This window comes from Pseudomonas entomophila, from assembly GCF_013523125.1.
GTDB lineage: Bacteria > Pseudomonadota > Gammaproteobacteria > Pseudomonadales > Pseudomonadaceae > Aquipseudomonas > Aquipseudomonas entomophila_B.
The window spans coordinates 133,666-149,723 of record NZ_JAAMQJ010000004.1; the positions used below are offsets into that span (position 1 = coordinate 133,666).

The following is a 16,058-nucleotide window of genomic DNA, read 5'->3' on the forward strand; positions in this document are numbered from 1 at the left end:
CCAGGACGAAAGGCCAGCGCGCCCGGTCGAACGGTCTCAGTGCAATCGAACCCAGGCCGTCACCAGCACCGCGGCGGCAAGCAGCCAGGCGAGCGCCGCAGTGGCGAGTGCGGCCTCCAGGCGCAGCCGGTCGACCAGGAGGTACAACGCTGCCAGGTAGACGAAATACGGCAGGATCGACCACATGCCGAACACGATGGTGGTCTTCAGGTCGGCCAGCGAACGCCCTTTGCCGACGATGTAGTGGGCGATCAGCGCGAACGTCGGAAACAGCGGCACCAGGCCGGCGATGTAGTAGTTGCGGGTTTTCGACAGGATGGCCAGCAGCACCACCACGCCGGCGCCGATGGCGGCTTTGAAGATCAGGTCCATGTCTTGGAGTCCGTGCGAGTGATCGATCAGCCGAGGCCGTATTTCTTGACCTTGTCGAACAAGGTGGTCTTGGCCATGCCCAGTTCCTGGCTGGCCTGGCTCAGGTTGCCGCCACTGCGCTGCAAGGCATCGCTCAGCAAGTGCCGCTCGAAGGCCTCGACCGCCTCGGCGAAGCCCAGGGTCTGGCCGGTACTGGCGTCGTGCTTCTTGAACGCCGGGAGCCCCAGCGCGTGGCGTTCGGCGACGTTGCGTAGCTCCCGCACGTTGCCGGGCCAATCATGGCCCATGAGCCGCGACAGCGTCTGGCTGTCGATCTCCGGGGTCGGGCGGTCGAAACGCAGGGCCGCCTGCTCGAGAAAATGCTCGAACAGCTGGAGGATGTCTTCGCGTCGTTCGCGTAGCGCAGGCAGTTCCAGCGACACCACGTTCAAGCGGTAATACAGGTCGCTGCGAAACTCGCCGCGCTGGCCCAGTTCGGCCAGGTCGGCCTTGGTCGCCGCGATCACCCGGCAGTCCACGGCGATGCTCTGGTTCGAACCCAGCCGCTCCAGGGTACGTTCCTGCAGGACACGCAGCAGCTTGATCTGCAGGTTGATCGGCATGCTCTCCACTTCGTCGAGGAACAGCGTGCCGCCGTTGGCATGCTCGATCTTGCCGATGCGACGCTTGCCGGCGCCGGTGAAGGCGTTGGCCTCATGGCCGAAGATCTCGCTCTCGAAGAGGTTTTCCGGCAGGCCGCCGCAATTGAGCGCCACGAACGGCCGGTCGTGGCGACGGCTGAAGTCATGCAGGCAGCGAGCGACCAGTTCCTTGCCGGTGCCGGTCTCACCTTCGATGAGCACGTTGGCCGAGGTGTCGCCGACATTGGCGATCAGCTCGCGCAGTTGCTGCATCGCTGGCGAACGCCCGATGATGCGTGATTCCAACGAACCCTGGCTGGCCAACTGGCGTCTGAGGGTGGTCACCTCGCGGGACAGGCTGCGCTGCTCCAGCGCACGGCGTACCACATCGACCAGCCGTTCGGGCGAGAAGGGCTTTTCCATGAAGTCATAGGCGCCGCTGCGCATGGCCCCGACCGCCATGCTGATGTCGCCGTGGCCGGTGATCAGCACGACTGGCAGGCTGCGATCACGGGCCTTGAGCTGCTTGAGCAGTTCGAGGCCGTCGATGCCGGGCAGGCGGATGTCGCTGACCACGATGCCAGCGAAGTTGTCGTCGATGCGCTCGAGCGCCTGCTCGGCACTGCCGACCCCTTCGCTGACGATGTCCTCCAGCGCCAAGGCTTGTTGGCAACCCAGCAGCACGTGGGGATCGTCTTCGACGATCAAAACGGTAAGAGACTCGGGGTTCATGGTGCGCTACCGGTTCCTTGAGGTGTGGCCAAGGGCAGCATGAGCACGAAGGCCGTACCGCCATGGGTGGGATGCTCGACGCTGAGCGTGCCCTTCGCGGCGGCGGCCAGGCTGGCCGACAGGGTCAGGCCCAGGCCTAGGCCATGCTCGCCCGGCTTGGTGGTGAAGAAGGGTTCGAACAGATGCTTGCGGGTCTCGTCGTCGATGCCATGGCCGTTGTCACGGACGAGCAGGCGATGGCGGCCTTCGTCGAACGTGCCCTCCAGCCACAATTCGGGCGTGGGCTGGTGAGCCATGGCGTCCAGGGCATTGCCGATGAGGTTGGTCAGGATCTGCTCGAGCCGGGTCTGGTCGATGGCCAGGCGCGCGTCGTCGACCCCCAGGTGCACCTGCAGCCCGCACGCGGCGATACGCGGCGCCAGCACTTGCAGCACCGCTTCGATCGCCTTGTTCAGCGAGGCTTGGCCACTGTCGTCGCTGCGCCGGGCGAACGAGCGCAGGCTGGCGGTGATGCGCCCCATGCGGTCGATCAGGTCGTTCATGGTCAGCAGGTTGGCGCTGGCGGTGTCCATGGCGCCGCGTTCCAGGAAGCGCACGGTGTTGCCGGACAGGGTGCGCAAGGCGGCCAGCGGCTGGTTCAGTTCATGGGCGATGCTGGTGGACATCTGCCCGATGGCGGCCAGTTTGCCGGCCTGCACCAGTTCGTCCTGGGCCTGGCGCAGTGTTTGTTCGGCCTGACGGCGCTCACGGATCTGACCCTTGAGCCGCTCGTTGCTGGCGCGCAGGTCGGCCGTGCGTTCGGCGATGCGTCGCTCCAGGTGACTGTTGGCCTGCTCCAGCGCCTCGCGGGCCGCCAGGCGCGTGGCCAGCACCTTGCGCCGCTCGTTCCAGGCGATCAGTACGATGGTCAGCAAGGCGAAGAAGAACCCGGCCAGCACGCCCTGGATCATCGCCTCGCGCTTGAGCTCGTGCAGCGGCGTGAGCAAGGTCAGGCGCCAGGGCGTGTCGGCCAGGCGGCGTGTCTGGGCCAGGTAGGTCACGGCACGGCGCTGCGCGTCTTCGCCCTCGGTCTGTTCGAGGGCCGGGAAGGTCAGCAGCTCGGTCCCATCGCCCAGCACCTCACGGTCCAGGGGCTGCAGTTCGTTGATCGGCCACCAGTAGTATTGCAGGCTGCGCGCCAGGCGTTCCTTGACCTCCGGCGTCAATGGCCAGACCGACTTGAGGCGCCGCGCCGGATCGCTGGACAGGATGATCACGCCATTCTCGTCGCTGACGAAAGCCTCCAGGCGCGCGCGCTGCCAGCGTTCCTCCAGGGTGTCCAGGCCGACCTTGATCACCGCCACGCCCTTGATCCGGCCGTGCTCCTCCAACCCATGGGCCAGGTAGTAGCCGGGGTCGCCGGTGGTGCTGCCGATGCCATAGAAGCGCCCTGGCCGGCCGCGCACCGCATCCTGGAAGTAGGCACGAAACGACAGGTCTTCGCCCAGGAACGAGTTGGCATCGCGCCAATTGCTGGTGGCCTGGACGCGCCCGCTGGTGTCGAGGATGAAGATGGCCTTGCTGCGGCTGCGCCGGTTCAGGCCTTCGAGGTAGTCGTTGACGGCCTGGCGTCCCTCACCCTCCGAGCTTTCGAGCAGGGTCGACACACTGTCTTCCAGCTCCAGCAAGCTGGGCAGGTAGGTGTACTTGCTGATCTCGCTTTCGACGGTACGGGCGTGCAATTCGAGCTGGCGTTCGCCGTTTTCGCTCAGGCTGCGGATGCCGCTGCGCTCGCTCAGCATGAACGCCACGCAGCCCAGGCCGACCATCAGCAGGACGATCAGGGGCGGCAGCAGCATTTGGCGGATCAGACGGGATTTCACGGCAAAGGCAGGCGTATCGGACAAGGGCAGGGCGGGGTCGCATTTCATCACAGTGCCCTCGCCGTCACCAGCGCCCATTGCCCGTCCAGGCGAACAATGGGCGCCTTCAGCCTCAGTGTTGCAGGATCTTGCTGAGGAATTGCTGAGTACGTTCGTGGCGTGCGCTCGGGTTGCCGAAGAAATCTTCCTTCTGGCAGTCCTCGATGATGCTGCCCTTGTCCATGAAGATCACCCGATTGGCGACCTTGCGCGCGAAGCCCATTTCGTGGGTCACGCACATCATGGTCATGCCCTCGTGGGCCAGTTCGACCATGACGTCCAGCACTTCGTTGACCATTTCCGGGTCCAGCGCCGAGGTCGGTTCGTCGAACAGCATCACGATCGGGTCCATGGACAGGGCGCGGGCGATCGCCACACGCTGTTGCTGGCCGCCGGACAATTGCCCAGGATGCTTCTTGGCGTGCGCGCTCAGGCCCACACGATCGAGCAGGGCCAGGCCCTTCTTGTTGGCCTCCGCCTCGCTGCGGCCGAGCACCTTGCGCTGGGCGATGGTGAGGTTTTCGGTGATCGACAGGTGCGGGAACAGCTCGAAGTGCTGGAACACCATGCCGACCCGGGAGCGCAGCTTGGGCAGGTTGGTCTTCGGGTCGGCGATGGAGGTGCCATCGACGACGATGTCACCCTTCTGGAAGGGTTCCAGCGCGTTGACGCACTTGATCAGGGTCGACTTGCCCGAACCGGACGGCCCGCAGACCACCACGACTTCGCCTTTCTTCACCTCGGTGCTGCAATCGGTCAGCACCTGGAAGTCGCCGTACCATTTGTTGACGTTCTTGATGGAAATCATACGGTGATCCTTTTTTGCAGGCGCTTGACCAGCCAGGAAGCGGAGAAACTGATGATGAAGTACACGACACCGGCGAAGATCAGGAACTCGTGGGAGCGTCCGATGATGTCCCCGTTGGCGCGCGACGCGTTGAGGAAGTCGACCAGGCCCACGGTATAGACCAGCGAGGTGTCCTGGAACAGGATGATGCTCTGCTGCAGCAGCAGCGGGGTCATCTTGCGGAAGGCCTGAGGCAGGATGATCAGGCGCATGGTCTGGCCATAGGTCATGCCCAGCGCCTGGGCGGCGCCCATCTGGCCTTTGGCGATGGATTGCACGCCGGCGCGCACGATTTCGCAGAAGTAGGCCGCCTCGAACATCATGAAGGCGACCACGCACGAGGTGAAGGCGCCGATCGGGGTATCCTCGCCGGTGATCCAGCGCAGCACGAAGGGCACCGCCAGGTAGAACCAGGTGATCACCAGCAGCAGGGGAATCGAGCGGAAGTAGTTGACGTAGGCGCCCGCCACCCTCGACATCAGCTTGTTCGACGACAGTCGCATCAGAGCCAGCAGGGTACCCAGCACGATACCGCCGATCACGCCCATGATCATGAGCTCCAGGGTCAGCAGCATGCCGTCCCAGAGCGCCGGCAGGGCCGGTATGATTTCACTGAAATCCAGTTCCATTTACTTGCCTCCCACGGAGATCAGGCCAGGCACCGCGACTTTCTTCTCGATCAGGCGCATGAGCAACATCAGGCCCATGTTCAGGGTGAAGTAGATCAGCGTGGCGAGGGTGAAGGCTTCGAACAGGTTGGCGGAGAACTCGGCGGTCTGCTTGGTCTGTGCCAGCAGCTCCATCAGGCCGATCAGCGAGGCCACCGACGAGTTCTTGAACACGTTCAGGAACTCCGAGGTGAGCGGCGGAATGATGATCCGGTAGGCCTGGGGCAGCAATACGGTGGTGTAGATCTGCGAAGTCCGAAAGCCCATGGCCCGTGCGGCGGATTCCTGGCCGCGCGGCAATGCCTGGATGCCAGTACGGACCTGCTCGCAGACGCGCGCGGCGGTGAACAGGCCCAGGCAGATGATCACGCTGATCAGGGCCGAGGTCGTCGGGTTCAGGTCCTGCTTGAACCATTCCTGCAGGCCTTCGGGCAACAAGTCCGGTACCAGGAAGTACCAGAGGAACAGCTGCACCAGCAGTGGCACGTTGCGGAACAGCTCCACGTAGGCAGTGGCGATTCCCGATACCAGCCGGTTTTGCACGGTGCGCATCACGCCCAGGATCGAGCCGAGCAGCAATGCGATGATCCATGCGCAGATGGCGATGGCGATGGTCCAGCCCAGACCGGTGACGTACCAGTCCAGATAGATCTCGCTGCCCACGCCGGTGGACTTGAAGAACACGCCCCAGTCCCAGTTGTAATTCATCGGGATTTCCCCTCGAACGGTCGTTTCACGGACAACTTCCAGCACCCAGAGGCGCAGGCGCCCCTGGATGAAAGGTTAGACACTTATGGGCGGCCCGTCGGATGACGCCTTGCCCAGGGTGGGCGACGGGCCGCGGGTCAGGTCAGGACTGCTTCTCGTCCGCAGCCTTGTCGGTCGGCTCGGCGATCAGTTTCTTGAGCTCGTCGCTCATCGGGAATTGCAGGTTCAGGCCCTTTGGCGGGATCGGCTGCTGGAACCACTTCTCGTAGCTCTTGTTGACTTCACCCGACTTGAAGTAGCCGACGATGGCGTCGTCCACCGCTTTCTTGAACGGCTCGTCGCCCTTGCGCACCATGCAGCCATAGATTTCATAGGACTGCGGCGTACCGGTGATGACCCAGTCCGACGGCTTGCGCGCCTTGGCCATTTCACCGGCCAGCAGGGCGTCGTCCATCATGAAGGCGACGGCACGGCCGCTTTCGAGCATGTTGAACGACTCGCCATGGTCCTTGGCGGAGATCACGTTCATGCCCATCTGCTTGTCGGCGTTCATCGCCTTGAGCAGACGCTCGGAGGTCGTGCCGGCGGTGGTCACCACGTTCTTGCCCTTCAGGTCCTCGAAGTCCTTGTAGGCGGGCTGCCCGTCCTTGGCCTTGGTCAGCAGACGAGTACCGACTTCGAAGATGCCGACCGAGAAGCCGACCTGCTGCTGGCGCTCGACGTTATTGGTGGTGGAACCGCACTCCAGGTCGACGGTGCCGTTCTGCACCAATGGGATACGGGTCTGCGAAGTGACGAGGTTGTAGCGCACCTTCAGGTCAGGTGCATCGAGCTGCTTCTTGAGGGCCTCGACGACGGCCAGCTGGATGTCGTGGGAGTAGCCGACGGGCTCTGGCTTGCCGGCCAGGTAGGAGAAGGGGATGGAGGAGTCGCGGTGCCCCAGGGTGATGGTGCCCGAGTCCTTGATCTTCTTCAGGGTGCCGGTGAGCTCATCGGCCATGACCGGGGAAGCGATCAGGGAAGCGGCAATGGCGGCACCCAGCAAATGACGAACGATACGCATCAATAATTCCTCGACGTTGTTTTTCTTATGAAGCCGTTGGCGGATTTTTCGTTCAACGAACGCCGGCCAGTGGCGTTGCGTTCGGATAAACAGTGTAGAGCATGAGTCGTGCCAATCCACTGTGCCTGGCACAAGGTCTTGGAAACAAGAGGGATTAATCCAATGGATAGAGGGCAAAAAGCCACTCTTCGTCCGGCTGGCCGAACAGACGCAAAATGCCCGTTCGGGAAACCGAACGGGCATTGGTCAGGTGCGCATCGTCGCCTCAAGACAGTGGGTCAAAGGCTACACGCCTGCACCGTCAAGGTGCGCCTTGCCCCACCTCTGTCACCCTTCAGGCCGCCTGTTGCTTGCGCGTGCGCGCCAGATAATCACGCAAGGCCTGCTGTTCGGACTCCGTGAGGAACAGGCCCAGTTTGGTGCGCCGCCACAGGATGTCATCTGCCTCCAGGGCCCATTCTTCGCGGCACAGGTAGTCCACTTCGCGGGTGTAAAGGCCGGCACCGAGCGGTCGCCCCATGTCCTGAAGCCCTTGTGCGTCGTCCAGCAGGCGCCAGGCACGGCTGCCATAGGTGACGGCCCAACGCTGTGCGGTCTCGCTCGGCAGCCAGGTATGGCGTGCCACCAACGCTTCGGCCAGTTGCGCCGGCGTCTGCATGTCCTCGCCACCCGGCAGGGGCGAGGTGGCGGTCCAGCTGCCGCGCATCTGGCTGAAGAACGGCTTGAGCTCGGCCATCGCCGACTCGGCCAGCTTGCGGTAGGTGGTGAGCTTGCCGCCAAACACCGACAGCAAGGGTGCCTGACCTGCCGAGGCGGACAATGCCAAGGTGTAGTCGCGGGTCACGGCCGATGGATTGTCGGACTCGTCGTTGCACAGGGGGCGTACGCCCGAATAGGTGTGCAGGATATCGTCCTGGCTGAGCTGGCGATTGAAATGGGCGTTGACCACCTTGAGGATATAGTCGGTTTCCTCATCGGTGATGCGCACCTTGGCCGGGTCGCCGGTGTATTCACGGTCGGTGGTCCCGATCAGGGTGAAGCGATCCAGGTACGGGATGGCGAAGACGATGCGCTGGTCTTCGTTCTGCAGGATATGGGCATGTTCGCCTTCGTACAGGCGTGGCACGATCAAGTGACTGCCCTGGATCAGGCGGATGCCATAGGGCGCCTCGAGACGCAGGTCGTCCTTGATGAAGCTCGAGACCCAAGGGCCACCGGCATTGACCAGCGCGCGCGCGCGCAGCGACTGCCGGGTCCCGTCGGCCTGCTGGAGCTCCACGTGCCACACGTCGTCCACGCGCTGGGCACTCAGGCAGCGGGTACGGGTGCGGATGTCGGCACCCTGTTCACGCGCGCTCATGGCATTGAGAGCGACCAGGCGAGCGTCGTCCACCCAGCAGTCGGCGTATTCGAAACCATGGGTGATGGCGGGTTTGAGCGCACTGTCCGCACCGAATCGCAGGCTGCGCGAGGCACCCAGGCGCTTGCGCTTGCCCAGGTGATCGTAGAGGAACAGACCGGCACGAATCATCCAGGCCGGGCGCAGATGCGGGCGGTGAGGCAAGACGAAGCGCATCGGCTTGACGATGTGCGGTGCCTTGGCCAGCAGGACTTCACGTTCGGCCAGTGCTTCGCGCACCAGGCGGAATTCGTAGTGCTCCAGGTAGCGCAGCCCGCCGTGGATCAGCTTGCTGCTGGCCGACGAGGTATGGCTGGCCAGGTCATCCTTTTCGCACAGGAAGACCTTGAGGCCACGGCCGGCGGCATCGGCAGCGATGCCCACGCCATTGATCCCGCCTCCGATCACGGCCAGATCGTAGCAGTCGTCGAGCGTTGTCTGGGAAGAAGCGGGATGGGACACGGCACGGCCTCCTGATGATCGTTCGCATCGAATGCGAACATCAATGTTCGTTTGCGAAAATACTAGCGCAATAACGGTGGCTTCACCAGGGTGATTGCCATAGAAAAAATCGATGGGGGTGACGGTTCGAACATTTGCGAACATCGTAGGCGGAGAAGATGCCGTGCTCTTTCTCGGGCTAAGCAGTCGTGGATGGCCTGGCAGGCAGGTATCATTGATTTCATGGGCCCAAAGGGCCAGGCCTTTCAACGTCTTTGCCTAACACAATGTGAACCGCATTGCTGATCTGGCAGAGCGGTTCACCCTCTGTGTGGGAGCGGGCTTGCCCGCGATGCAGGCGGTGATGGCCCGGACGCTGTCGCGGGCAAGCCCGCTCCCACAGGAGGGCTGCGCTTGCCTGTATCATGCCGGTGAAGCTATGGGCGCAAAAAATGATCCTATCCTGGGGCTTTTTCCAAAGACGTTGAAAGGCCTGGCCCGCAGGGCCCACAAAATCCGCCCATGCTGTATCAGGCATCTCTGCGCTGGGACTGTCCCCACATTTCCTTCCAAGGCGCCGGACCGACTCGACTGCGGCACTGCAGAACCTGCACGTTCAGCGCGCCATGCGTCTGCGCACCCTACCGCCTGTCCTCACACCACCTCGAGACGCACCTTGTGCTGGCCGAGCAGCTCGGCCAGGGCGGGCGAGGGGGTGCGATCGGTCACCAGGCAGTCGACCAGGCTGATCGAGCCCAGTCTGACCATGGCGTTGCGTCCGAACTTGCTCGAGTCGGCGGCCAGGATTACCTGGCGAGCGTTGCCGATGATCGACTGCGACACGCGCACTTCTTGATAGTCGAAATCGAGCAGGCTACCGTCCTCGTCGATGCCGCTGATCCCGACCACGGCAAAATCCACCTTGAACTGGTCGATGAAATCGACACTCGCCTGGCCAACGACCCCGCCATCGCGGCGTACCTTGCCCCCTGCCACCAGTACGTCGAAATCGTCCTTGGCACTGAGGATCGAGGCCACGTGCAGGTTGTTGGTGATGACCTTCAGTTGGGCGTGATTGAGCAGGGCCCGGGCGATGAACTCCGTGGTGGTGCCGATGTTGATGAACAGCGACGCGTGATCGGGGATCTGTCGGGCCACGGCGTCGGCGATCCGCTGCTTCTCGTCACGCATCTGATCGGCACGCATGGCATAGGCGGTGTTTTCGATGCTCGAATCGTAGGCGGCGCCCCCATGGTAACGACGCAACAGGTTGGCTTCGGCCAGTTGGTTGATGTCGCGGCGAATGGTTTGCGGGGTCATGACGAACAGCTGCGCCATCTCCTCGATGCTGACGTAGCCGCGTTCGCGTACCAGCTCGAGGATCTGTTGTTGTCGGGGGGGCAGGTTCATGGGCTTCCTTCAAGCGGCCAGCAAAAGCCCAGACGGTACAAGCTGGGGGGTTGAGCTGCAAGCTACGAGCTACAGCTGCAAGCTGGGCGGTGTGGCTGGTCCATGGCTTGAGGCTGATGGGTGGTGTGACTGATGGGGGAGGATCACCGGGTGCTGGCAGTCCGGTGCATCGGCAGGGGCCGCAAGGCGGCCCCAGAACTCGAGTCGTCGATGCAAAAGGTGAACCTTGAAAGAAAGGGATCACCCAACGCAGCTTGCAGCTTGCAGCTTGCAGCTTGCAGCTTGCCGCCTTCAGGCCTCCCAGTCGCGGGTACGTTCGATGGCCTTCTTCCAGCCGTCGTACAGCTTTTCTTTCTCGGCCTCTTCCAGGCGTGGGGTGAACTCGCGTTCGATCACGGCCTTGCCACGCAGCTCGTCCAGGCCACTCCAGAAGCCGCAGGCCAGGCCTGCCAGGTAGGCGGCGCCCAAGGCGGTGGTCTCGCGCATCTGCGGGCGCTCGACGCAGGTGCCGAGGATATCGGCCTGGAACTGCATGAGGAAGTTGTTGGCCACGGCGCCGCCGTCCACGCGCAGTTCGCTGAGGCGTTGGCCGCAGTCCTGCTGCATGGCGTCGAGCACGTCGCGAGTCTGGTAGGCGATGGACTCCAAGGCCGCGCGGATGATGTGATCGACCTTCACGCCGCGGGTCAGGCCAAACAGCGCACCACGTGCGTAGGGGTCCCAGTAGGGCGCGCCCAGGCCGGTGAAGGCCGGGACCAGGTAGACACCGTTGCTGTCCTTGACCTTGCTGGCGAAATATTCGGTGTCGAGCGCGTCGTTGACGATCTTCAGCTCGTCACGCAGCCATTGCACGGTCGAGCCGCCGTTGAACACCGCGCCTTCCAGCGCATAGGCCACCTCGCCGCGCGGGCCGCAGGCGATGGTGGTCAGCAGGCCATGGGACGAGCTCACCGGCTCGCTGCCGGTGTTCATCAGCAGGAAGCAGCCGGTGCCGTAGGTGTTCTTGGCCTGGCCGGGTTCCACGCACATCTGCCCGAACAGGGCCGACTGCTGATCACCGGCGATACCGGCGATGGCGATGCCGCTCTTGGTATGGCCGTAGACCTCCGAGGAACTGCGAACCTCTGGCAGCAGGCTCGCCGGAATGCCGAGCAGGTCCAGCATCTTCGCGTCCCAGGTCAGGGTATGGATGTTGAACATCAAGGTGCGCGAGGCGTTGGTGTAGTCGGTGACGTGGATCTTGCCGCCGGAGAATTTCCAGATCAGCCAGGTATCGACGGTACCGAACATCAGTTCGCCGCGTTCGGCACGCTCACGCACGCCTTCCACGTTGTCCAGAATCCACTTGAGCTTGGTGCCGGAGAAGTAGGGGTCGATGACCAGGCCGGTGGTCTGGCGGATGTAGTCCTCGTGCCCGTCGAGCTTGAGCTGCTCGCAGATGCCGGTGCTGCGGCGGCATTGCCAGACGATGGCGTTGTACACCGGGCGGCCGGTTTCCCGGTCCCAGACCACGGTGGTCTCACGCTGGTTGGTGATCCCCAGCGCCGCGACCTGCGCATGGCTGATGTTGGCCTGGGCCAGCGCTTCGACCATGGTGGCGCTCTGGGTGGCGAAGATCTCCATCGGATCGTGCTCGACCCAGCCCGCCTGTGGGTAGTGCTGGGCGAACTCGCGCTGGGAGGTGCAGACCACGTTGGCGTCACGGTCGAAAATGATGGCTCGCGAACTGGTCGTGCCCTGGTCCAGGGCGATGATGTACTGTTTGTCGAGGCTGTCTGTCATGTCGGTGACCTTGCAAAATAGGGAGGGGCGGCTGGGCTGGGCGGAGCTCGCAGCCGACGCTCAGGAAACGGGGGTGTCCACGCGGGCCGCATCGGCCTGCACAGGGTCGAGGGCCACGCTCGGCAAGTGGCGTGCAATCATGCCACGGTAGGCGGCGGCCCCCAGGCAGGCACCGAGAATCGGCGCGACGATCGGTATCAGGAAATAGGGAATGTCGCGGCCGCCGGTCAGGCTCACCTCGCCCCAGCCTGCCAGGAACGTCATCAGCTTGGGGCCGAAGTCCCGTGCCGGGTTCATGGCGAAGCCGGTCAGTGGCCCCATGGCGCTGCCGATCACCGCGATCAGCAGGCCGATCAGCAGGGGCGCCATCGGCCCGCGGCGCAGCCCGTTGTTGTCATCGGTCAGGGCCATGATCACCCCCATCAGGATGGCCGTGATGACCACCTCGACCAGGAAGGCCTGACCCACGCCCAAGGCGGCGTTGGGGTAGGTGGAGAACACCGACGCCAGTTCGAGGCTTTCCACGCTGCCGCGTACCAGGCCGTGGTTTTGTTCGAATTCGAAAAACAGGTTGCTGTACAAGGTGTACACCAGCGCAGCCGAACAGAAGGCGCCCAGCACCTGCGCGACGATGTAGAACGGTACCTTGCGCCGCTCGAAACCGGCGAACAGCCACAGCGCGATGCTGACGGCCGGGTTCAGGTGGGCGCCGGAAATGCCGGCGGTCAGGTAGATGCCCATGCTCACGCCGATGCCCCAGACGATGCTGATTTCCCAGAGTCCGAAGCCGGCACCGGCGACTTTCATGGCGGCCACGCAGCCGGTGCCGAAGAAGATGAGCAGGGCAGTACCGAGAAACTCGGCCAGGCACTGAGCCCGTAGGGTAGGAGCGGTGTTCGTCATGTATGACCTCGTTCTTGTTGTTGTGAGGCGCGGCTGCGCTCGACAGCAAGGCCCCGCTTCGATCCGCACTGAAGCTGGGCGTTTGAATCAAGATGCACCCTGATGAGGCAGGGTTTCTTCAGAAACGAAAAAATATAGACAAGAAATACTAATGTCAAAGGTCGAAACCGAACGGTCAGCCATTTAGTGACTGGTCACCTGAAGGTCGTCCTGCTTCAAGGCGTGGAGAAGGCGTGCCTGATCTGGCCCAGGTCAGGGTTTTGGCCTACAGTGGCCATTGATCGCCCACCCTTGGAACTGCCCATGACTCCAGCCTTGGCCCTGCTCAAGAAGGCACGCGTCGAGCACCGCGTGCACAGCTATGCACATGATCCGAAAGCCGCCTCGTATGGGCTGGAGGCTGCCGAAAAGCTCGGCCTGGACGCACGTCAGGTGTTCAAGACCCTGCTGGCCAGCACCGAGAAGGGCGAGCTGCTGGTGGCCGTGGTGCCGGTGACGGGCACCTTGGACCTCAAGGGCCTGGCCCAGGCGGCTGAAGCGAAGAAATGCGAGATGGCCGACCCGGCCGTCGCGCAGCGTTCGACAGGCTATCTGGTCGGCGGGATCAGCCCCTTGGGCCAGAAGAAACGCTTGCGTACGTTCATCGATGCGTCTGCGCAGGGCCTGGCGACCGTGCATGTGAGTGCCGGACGGCGCGGTCTCGAAGTCGAACTCACCGCCGATGCCTTGTCGGCGATGACCCAGGCCACGTTCGCCGATATCGGGCGAGGGTGAAGAAAGGCAGCCAGGGCGCTGCCTGCTTCGAGCCGGTCAGTGCGGCGTGCTGTGGCGCCGAACGCGGGCATTGGACAGTTGCGCGGCGACGCTGCCTTGCGCCGGGAACACCACCAGGTGATCCGCCTTGACGGCCACGCCCACCGCTTCGCCGACCTGGTGGTCGACATGGCTGGGGAAGATCGCCTCGAGTTGGCTGCCGGTGGCCAGCTCGAGGCGATACAGGGTCGAGGCCCCTTGAAAGCTCTTGCCGACGATGCGCGGGCGCAGGGGGCTGTTCGGCGAGTGGACGATGTCGTCCGGCCGCAGCAGTACGTCCACCGCACTGCCAGGCGCCATGCTGTAGGCCCGGTTGCCGCGCAGCTCGCCCAGCTCGGTGCTGACCGATTCATGGCTGGTCAGCTGGCCGCGAATGAAGTAGCCCTGGCCGATGAAACTGGCCACGAACGGTGTCTGAGGCTCGTGATAGAGGTTGTAGGGCGTATCCCACTGTTCCAGGCGACCGGCCTTGAAGACGCCGACATGATCGCTCACCGCGAACGCTTCTTCCTGATCGTGGGTCACCAGGATGGCACTGGTGCCTCGGTGCTTGAGAATGTCGCGCACTTCATGGCTGAGGCGGCGACGCAGCTCGACGTCGAGGTTGGAGAACGGCTCGTCCAGCAAGAGCAACTGGGGCTCTGGCGCCAGGGCCCGTGCCAGGGCGACACGCTGCTGCTGCCCTCCCGAGAGTTCGTGTGGGTAGCGTCCACCCAGGCCGTCGAGCTTGACCAGTTCGAGCATCTCGTCGATCACGCTGCGCTGTCGTGGGTGCTTGCCGATGCCGAAGGCGATGTTCTGTGCCACGGTCAGGTGCGGGAACAGCGCATAGTCCTGGAACACCATGCCGATGCGACGCTTCTCGGGCGCCAGTGTGAAATCGGCCCGGGAAATGACCTCGTCCGCCAGGCGAATCTCACCGGCATGCACCGGCTCGAACCCGGCGATGGCGCGCAGGGTGGTGGTCTTGCCGCAGCCTGACGACCCCAGCAGGCAACCGATGTCGCCCGCGTTGAGGTGCAGGTTGAGGTTCTGGACGACACGCTGGTCGCCGTAGCCGCAGGCGAGATCGCGCAACGACAGCAGTAAGGAAGGGCTCATGCGTGGTGATATGCCGGTTCTACCAGGAATTCGAGAAGCGCCTTCTGTGCATGCAAGCGGTTTTCGGCCTGGGCCCAGGCGACCGAACGCGGGTCGTCGAGCAGGTCCAGGCTGATTTCCTCGCCCCGGTGGGCAGGCAGGCAATGCATGAACAGGGCATCGGGTGCCGCCAGGTCGAGCAGTGCCGCGTTGACCTGGTAAGGCGCGAAGTGCGCCAGGCGCCGTGCAGTTTCCTCCTCCTGGCCCATGGAAGTCCAGACATCGGTGCTCACCAGGTGTGCGCCGAGCACGGCTTCACGGGGGTCGCGCAGAACCTGCACGCGCTCGCCCGCCTCGGCCAGGAAGCGCGGATCAGGCTCGTAGCCTTCGGGGCAGGCAATGCGCAGTTGGAAGTCGAACTGCCGGGCCGCCTCCACGTAGCTGTTGCACATGTTGTTGCCATCGCCGATCCAGGCCACGGTCTTGCCCTGGATGGAACCGCGATGCTCGACGAACGTCTGCATGTCGGCCAGCAACTGGCAGGGGTGCAGGTCGTCGGACAGGCCGTTGATGACCGGCACGCGGGAGTGGGCAGCGAATTCGGTGAGCGTGGCATGGGCGAAGGTCCGGATCATCACGGCGTCGAGCATGCTCGACATGACGATGGCGCTGTCGGCGATCGGCTCGCCCCGGCCCAGCTGCGTATCGCGCGGCGAAAGGAAGATGGCCTGGCCACCGAGCTGGATCATGCCGGCTTCGAACGAGACCCGTGTGCGCGTGGACGACTTCTCGAAGATCATGCCCAGTACACGGTTCTTCAACGGTTCGAACACGACGCCGCGCTGACGCAGGTCCTTCAGCTCGATGCCGCGACGAATCACGCCGAGCAGTTCGTCAGCGGTGAGATCCATCAGGGAGAGGAAGTGCCTAGCGTTCATGAGTGACTACCTTATCTGCAACGAAGGCAGGTCAGTTCCGGCGTTTTCGAACGGCAACGGGTGTGACCTGCGGCGTATGCCGCACCAAGCGACGAGAATGGGAAGGGCGCAATACTATAATTAAATGTCGCCTGAAACCAAGAGGGTGTGACGCAAGGCTGTCACAAGGCGTTTCCGGCCGGAGGCTCGCGTGACGTTCAGGAACGCTCCGTTTGTACACGGTCTCTGGCGGGCTTGGCAAACGCCTGTCGCACACGACGCGATGAGTGCCGTCCCGCGGCCTGGCCTCTTCCGCTTCCGGCCCTGAAAAAGGGCAGGCATGCCAGTCGACCGGACAAGTCGCCCGGCTTTCCGTTACACTGCGCTACCGTGCCGGCGATG

At 63.6% G+C, this 16,058-nt stretch carries 14 protein-coding genes; 1 reads left to right on the forward strand and 13 read right to left on the reverse strand.

The annotated features are described in order from the left end of the window. Positions 1-36: 36 nt before the first annotated feature. The 11 genes from G7007_RS04120 to G7007_RS04170 form a co-directional block, all read right to left on the reverse strand. Positions 37-363 carry a GlpM family protein gene (locus tag G7007_RS04120; protein ID WP_181099315.1) on the reverse strand — a complete coding sequence of 109 codons (327 nt, stop codon included), beginning with the start codon at positions 361-363 and terminating at the stop codon, positions 37-39. Between the two features lie 35 nt (positions 364-398). Continuing rightward, positions 399-1,724 carry a sigma-54-dependent transcriptional regulator gene (locus tag G7007_RS04125; RefSeq protein WP_181099162.1) on the reverse strand — a complete coding sequence of 442 codons (1,326 nt, stop codon included), beginning with the start codon at positions 1,722-1,724 and terminating at the stop codon, positions 399-401. Then, entirely contained in the window at positions 1,721-3,634 is a 1,914-nt protein-coding gene (locus G7007_RS04130) for a sensor histidine kinase (RefSeq protein ID WP_181099164.1), read from the reverse strand. The genes G7007_RS04125 and G7007_RS04130 overlap by 4 nt, the downstream gene beginning before the upstream one ends. A gap of 64 nt (positions 3,635-3,698) precedes the next feature. Next, positions 3,699-4,433 carry an amino acid ABC transporter ATP-binding protein gene (locus tag G7007_RS04135; protein WP_181092559.1) on the reverse strand — a complete coding sequence of 245 codons (735 nt, stop codon included), beginning with the start codon at positions 4,431-4,433 and terminating at the stop codon, positions 3,699-3,701. After that, a complete protein-coding gene (locus tag G7007_RS04140; RefSeq protein WP_181099166.1) occupies positions 4,430-5,101 on the reverse strand; it encodes an amino acid ABC transporter permease in 672 nt (223 codons plus the stop codon). Before G7007_RS04140 ends, G7007_RS04135 begins: the two co-directional genes overlap by 4 nt. Then, positions 5,102-5,848: an amino acid ABC transporter permease gene (locus tag G7007_RS04145; protein WP_181099168.1), complete on the reverse strand. Its 747-nt coding sequence runs from the start codon at positions 5,846-5,848 to the stop codon at positions 5,102-5,104. A gap of 142 nt (positions 5,849-5,990) precedes the next feature. Then, positions 5,991-6,911 (reverse strand): glutamate/aspartate ABC transporter substrate-binding protein, encoded by a 921-nt coding sequence (locus tag G7007_RS04150; RefSeq protein ID WP_181099170.1) that lies wholly within the window; start codon positions 6,909-6,911, stop codon positions 5,991-5,993. A 334-nt stretch (positions 6,912-7,245) separates the two neighbouring features. Continuing rightward, the gene (glpD, locus tag G7007_RS04155) at positions 7,246-8,772 is read right to left on the reverse strand and encodes a glycerol-3-phosphate dehydrogenase (RefSeq protein ID WP_181099172.1); all 1,527 of its coding nucleotides are present in this window, start codon (positions 8,770-8,772) and stop codon (positions 7,246-7,248) included. 633 nt (positions 8,773-9,405) lie between these two features. Next, positions 9,406-10,161 (reverse strand): DeoR family transcriptional regulator, encoded by a 756-nt coding sequence (locus G7007_RS04160; protein ID WP_181099174.1) that lies wholly within the window; start codon positions 10,159-10,161, stop codon positions 9,406-9,408. A gap of 291 nt (positions 10,162-10,452) precedes the next feature. After that, a complete protein-coding gene (glpK, locus tag G7007_RS04165; protein WP_181099176.1) occupies positions 10,453-11,943 on the reverse strand; it encodes a glycerol kinase GlpK in 1,491 nt (496 codons plus the stop codon). Positions 11,944-12,003: 60 nt separating this feature from the next. Next, the gene (locus G7007_RS04170) at positions 12,004-12,846 is read right to left on the reverse strand and encodes an MIP/aquaporin family protein (RefSeq protein ID WP_181099178.1); all 843 of its coding nucleotides are present in this window, start codon (positions 12,844-12,846) and stop codon (positions 12,004-12,006) included. Positions 12,847-13,149: 303 nt separating this feature from the next. On the opposite strand from G7007_RS04170, the gene ybaK reads away from it, so the two are divergent. Beyond that, on the forward strand, positions 13,150-13,620 hold the full coding sequence (gene ybaK / locus G7007_RS04175) for a Cys-tRNA(Pro) deacylase (protein WP_181099188.1): 471 nt from the start codon (positions 13,150-13,152) through the stop codon (positions 13,618-13,620). Between the two features lie 36 nt (positions 13,621-13,656). On the opposite strand, the gene G7007_RS04180 is transcribed toward ybaK, so the two are convergent. Both G7007_RS04180 and argF read right to left on the reverse strand, forming a co-directional pair. Next, positions 13,657-14,760: an ABC transporter ATP-binding protein gene (locus tag G7007_RS04180; protein ID WP_181099190.1), complete on the reverse strand. Its 1,104-nt coding sequence runs from the start codon at positions 14,758-14,760 to the stop codon at positions 13,657-13,659. Then, positions 14,757-15,677: an ornithine carbamoyltransferase gene (gene argF / locus G7007_RS04185; RefSeq protein WP_181099192.1), complete on the reverse strand. Its 921-nt coding sequence runs from the start codon at positions 15,675-15,677 to the stop codon at positions 14,757-14,759. The genes G7007_RS04180 and argF overlap by 4 nt, the downstream gene beginning before the upstream one ends. Between the last annotated feature and the right edge of the window lie 381 nt (positions 15,678-16,058).

Bases quoted from the DNA above. Each gene is read 5' to 3' on its own strand.
- G7007_RS04125 (WP_181099162.1), bottom strand. From the start codon at position 1,724: ATGAACCCCGAGTCTCTTACCGTTTTGATCGTCGAAGACGATCCCCAC.
- G7007_RS04130 (WP_181099164.1), bottom strand. From the start codon at position 3,634: ATGAAATGCGACCCCGCCCTGCCCTTGTCCGATACGCCTGCCTTTGCC.
- G7007_RS04135 (WP_181092559.1), bottom strand. From the start codon at position 4,433: ATGATTTCCATCAAGAACGTCAACAAATGGTACGGCGACTTCCAGGTG.
- G7007_RS04140 (WP_181099166.1), bottom strand. From the start codon at position 5,101: ATGGAACTGGATTTCAGTGAAATCATACCGGCCCTGCCGGCGCTCTGG.
- G7007_RS04145 (WP_181099168.1), bottom strand. From the start codon at position 5,848: ATGAATTACAACTGGGACTGGGGCGTGTTCTTCAAGTCCACCGGCGTG.
- G7007_RS04150 (WP_181099170.1), bottom strand. From the start codon at position 6,911: ATGCGTATCGTTCGTCATTTGCTGGGTGCCGCCATTGCCGCTTCCCTG.
- G7007_RS04160 (WP_181099174.1), bottom strand. From the start codon at position 10,161: ATGAACCTGCCCCCCCGACAACAACAGATCCTCGAGCTGGTACGCGAA.
- glpK (WP_181099176.1), bottom strand. From the start codon at position 11,943: ATGACAGACAGCCTCGACAAACAGTACATCATCGCCCTGGACCAGGGC.
- G7007_RS04170 (WP_181099178.1), bottom strand. From the start codon at position 12,846: ATGACGAACACCGCTCCTACCCTACGGGCTCAGTGCCTGGCCGAGTTT.
- ybaK (WP_181099188.1), top strand. From the start codon at position 13,150: ATGACTCCAGCCTTGGCCCTGCTCAAGAAGGCACGCGTCGAGCACCGC.
- G7007_RS04180 (WP_181099190.1), bottom strand. From the start codon at position 14,760: ATGAGCCCTTCCTTACTGCTGTCGTTGCGCGATCTCGCCTGCGGCTAC.
- argF (WP_181099192.1), bottom strand. From the start codon at position 15,677: ATGAACGCTAGGCACTTCCTCTCCCTGATGGATCTCACCGCTGACGAA.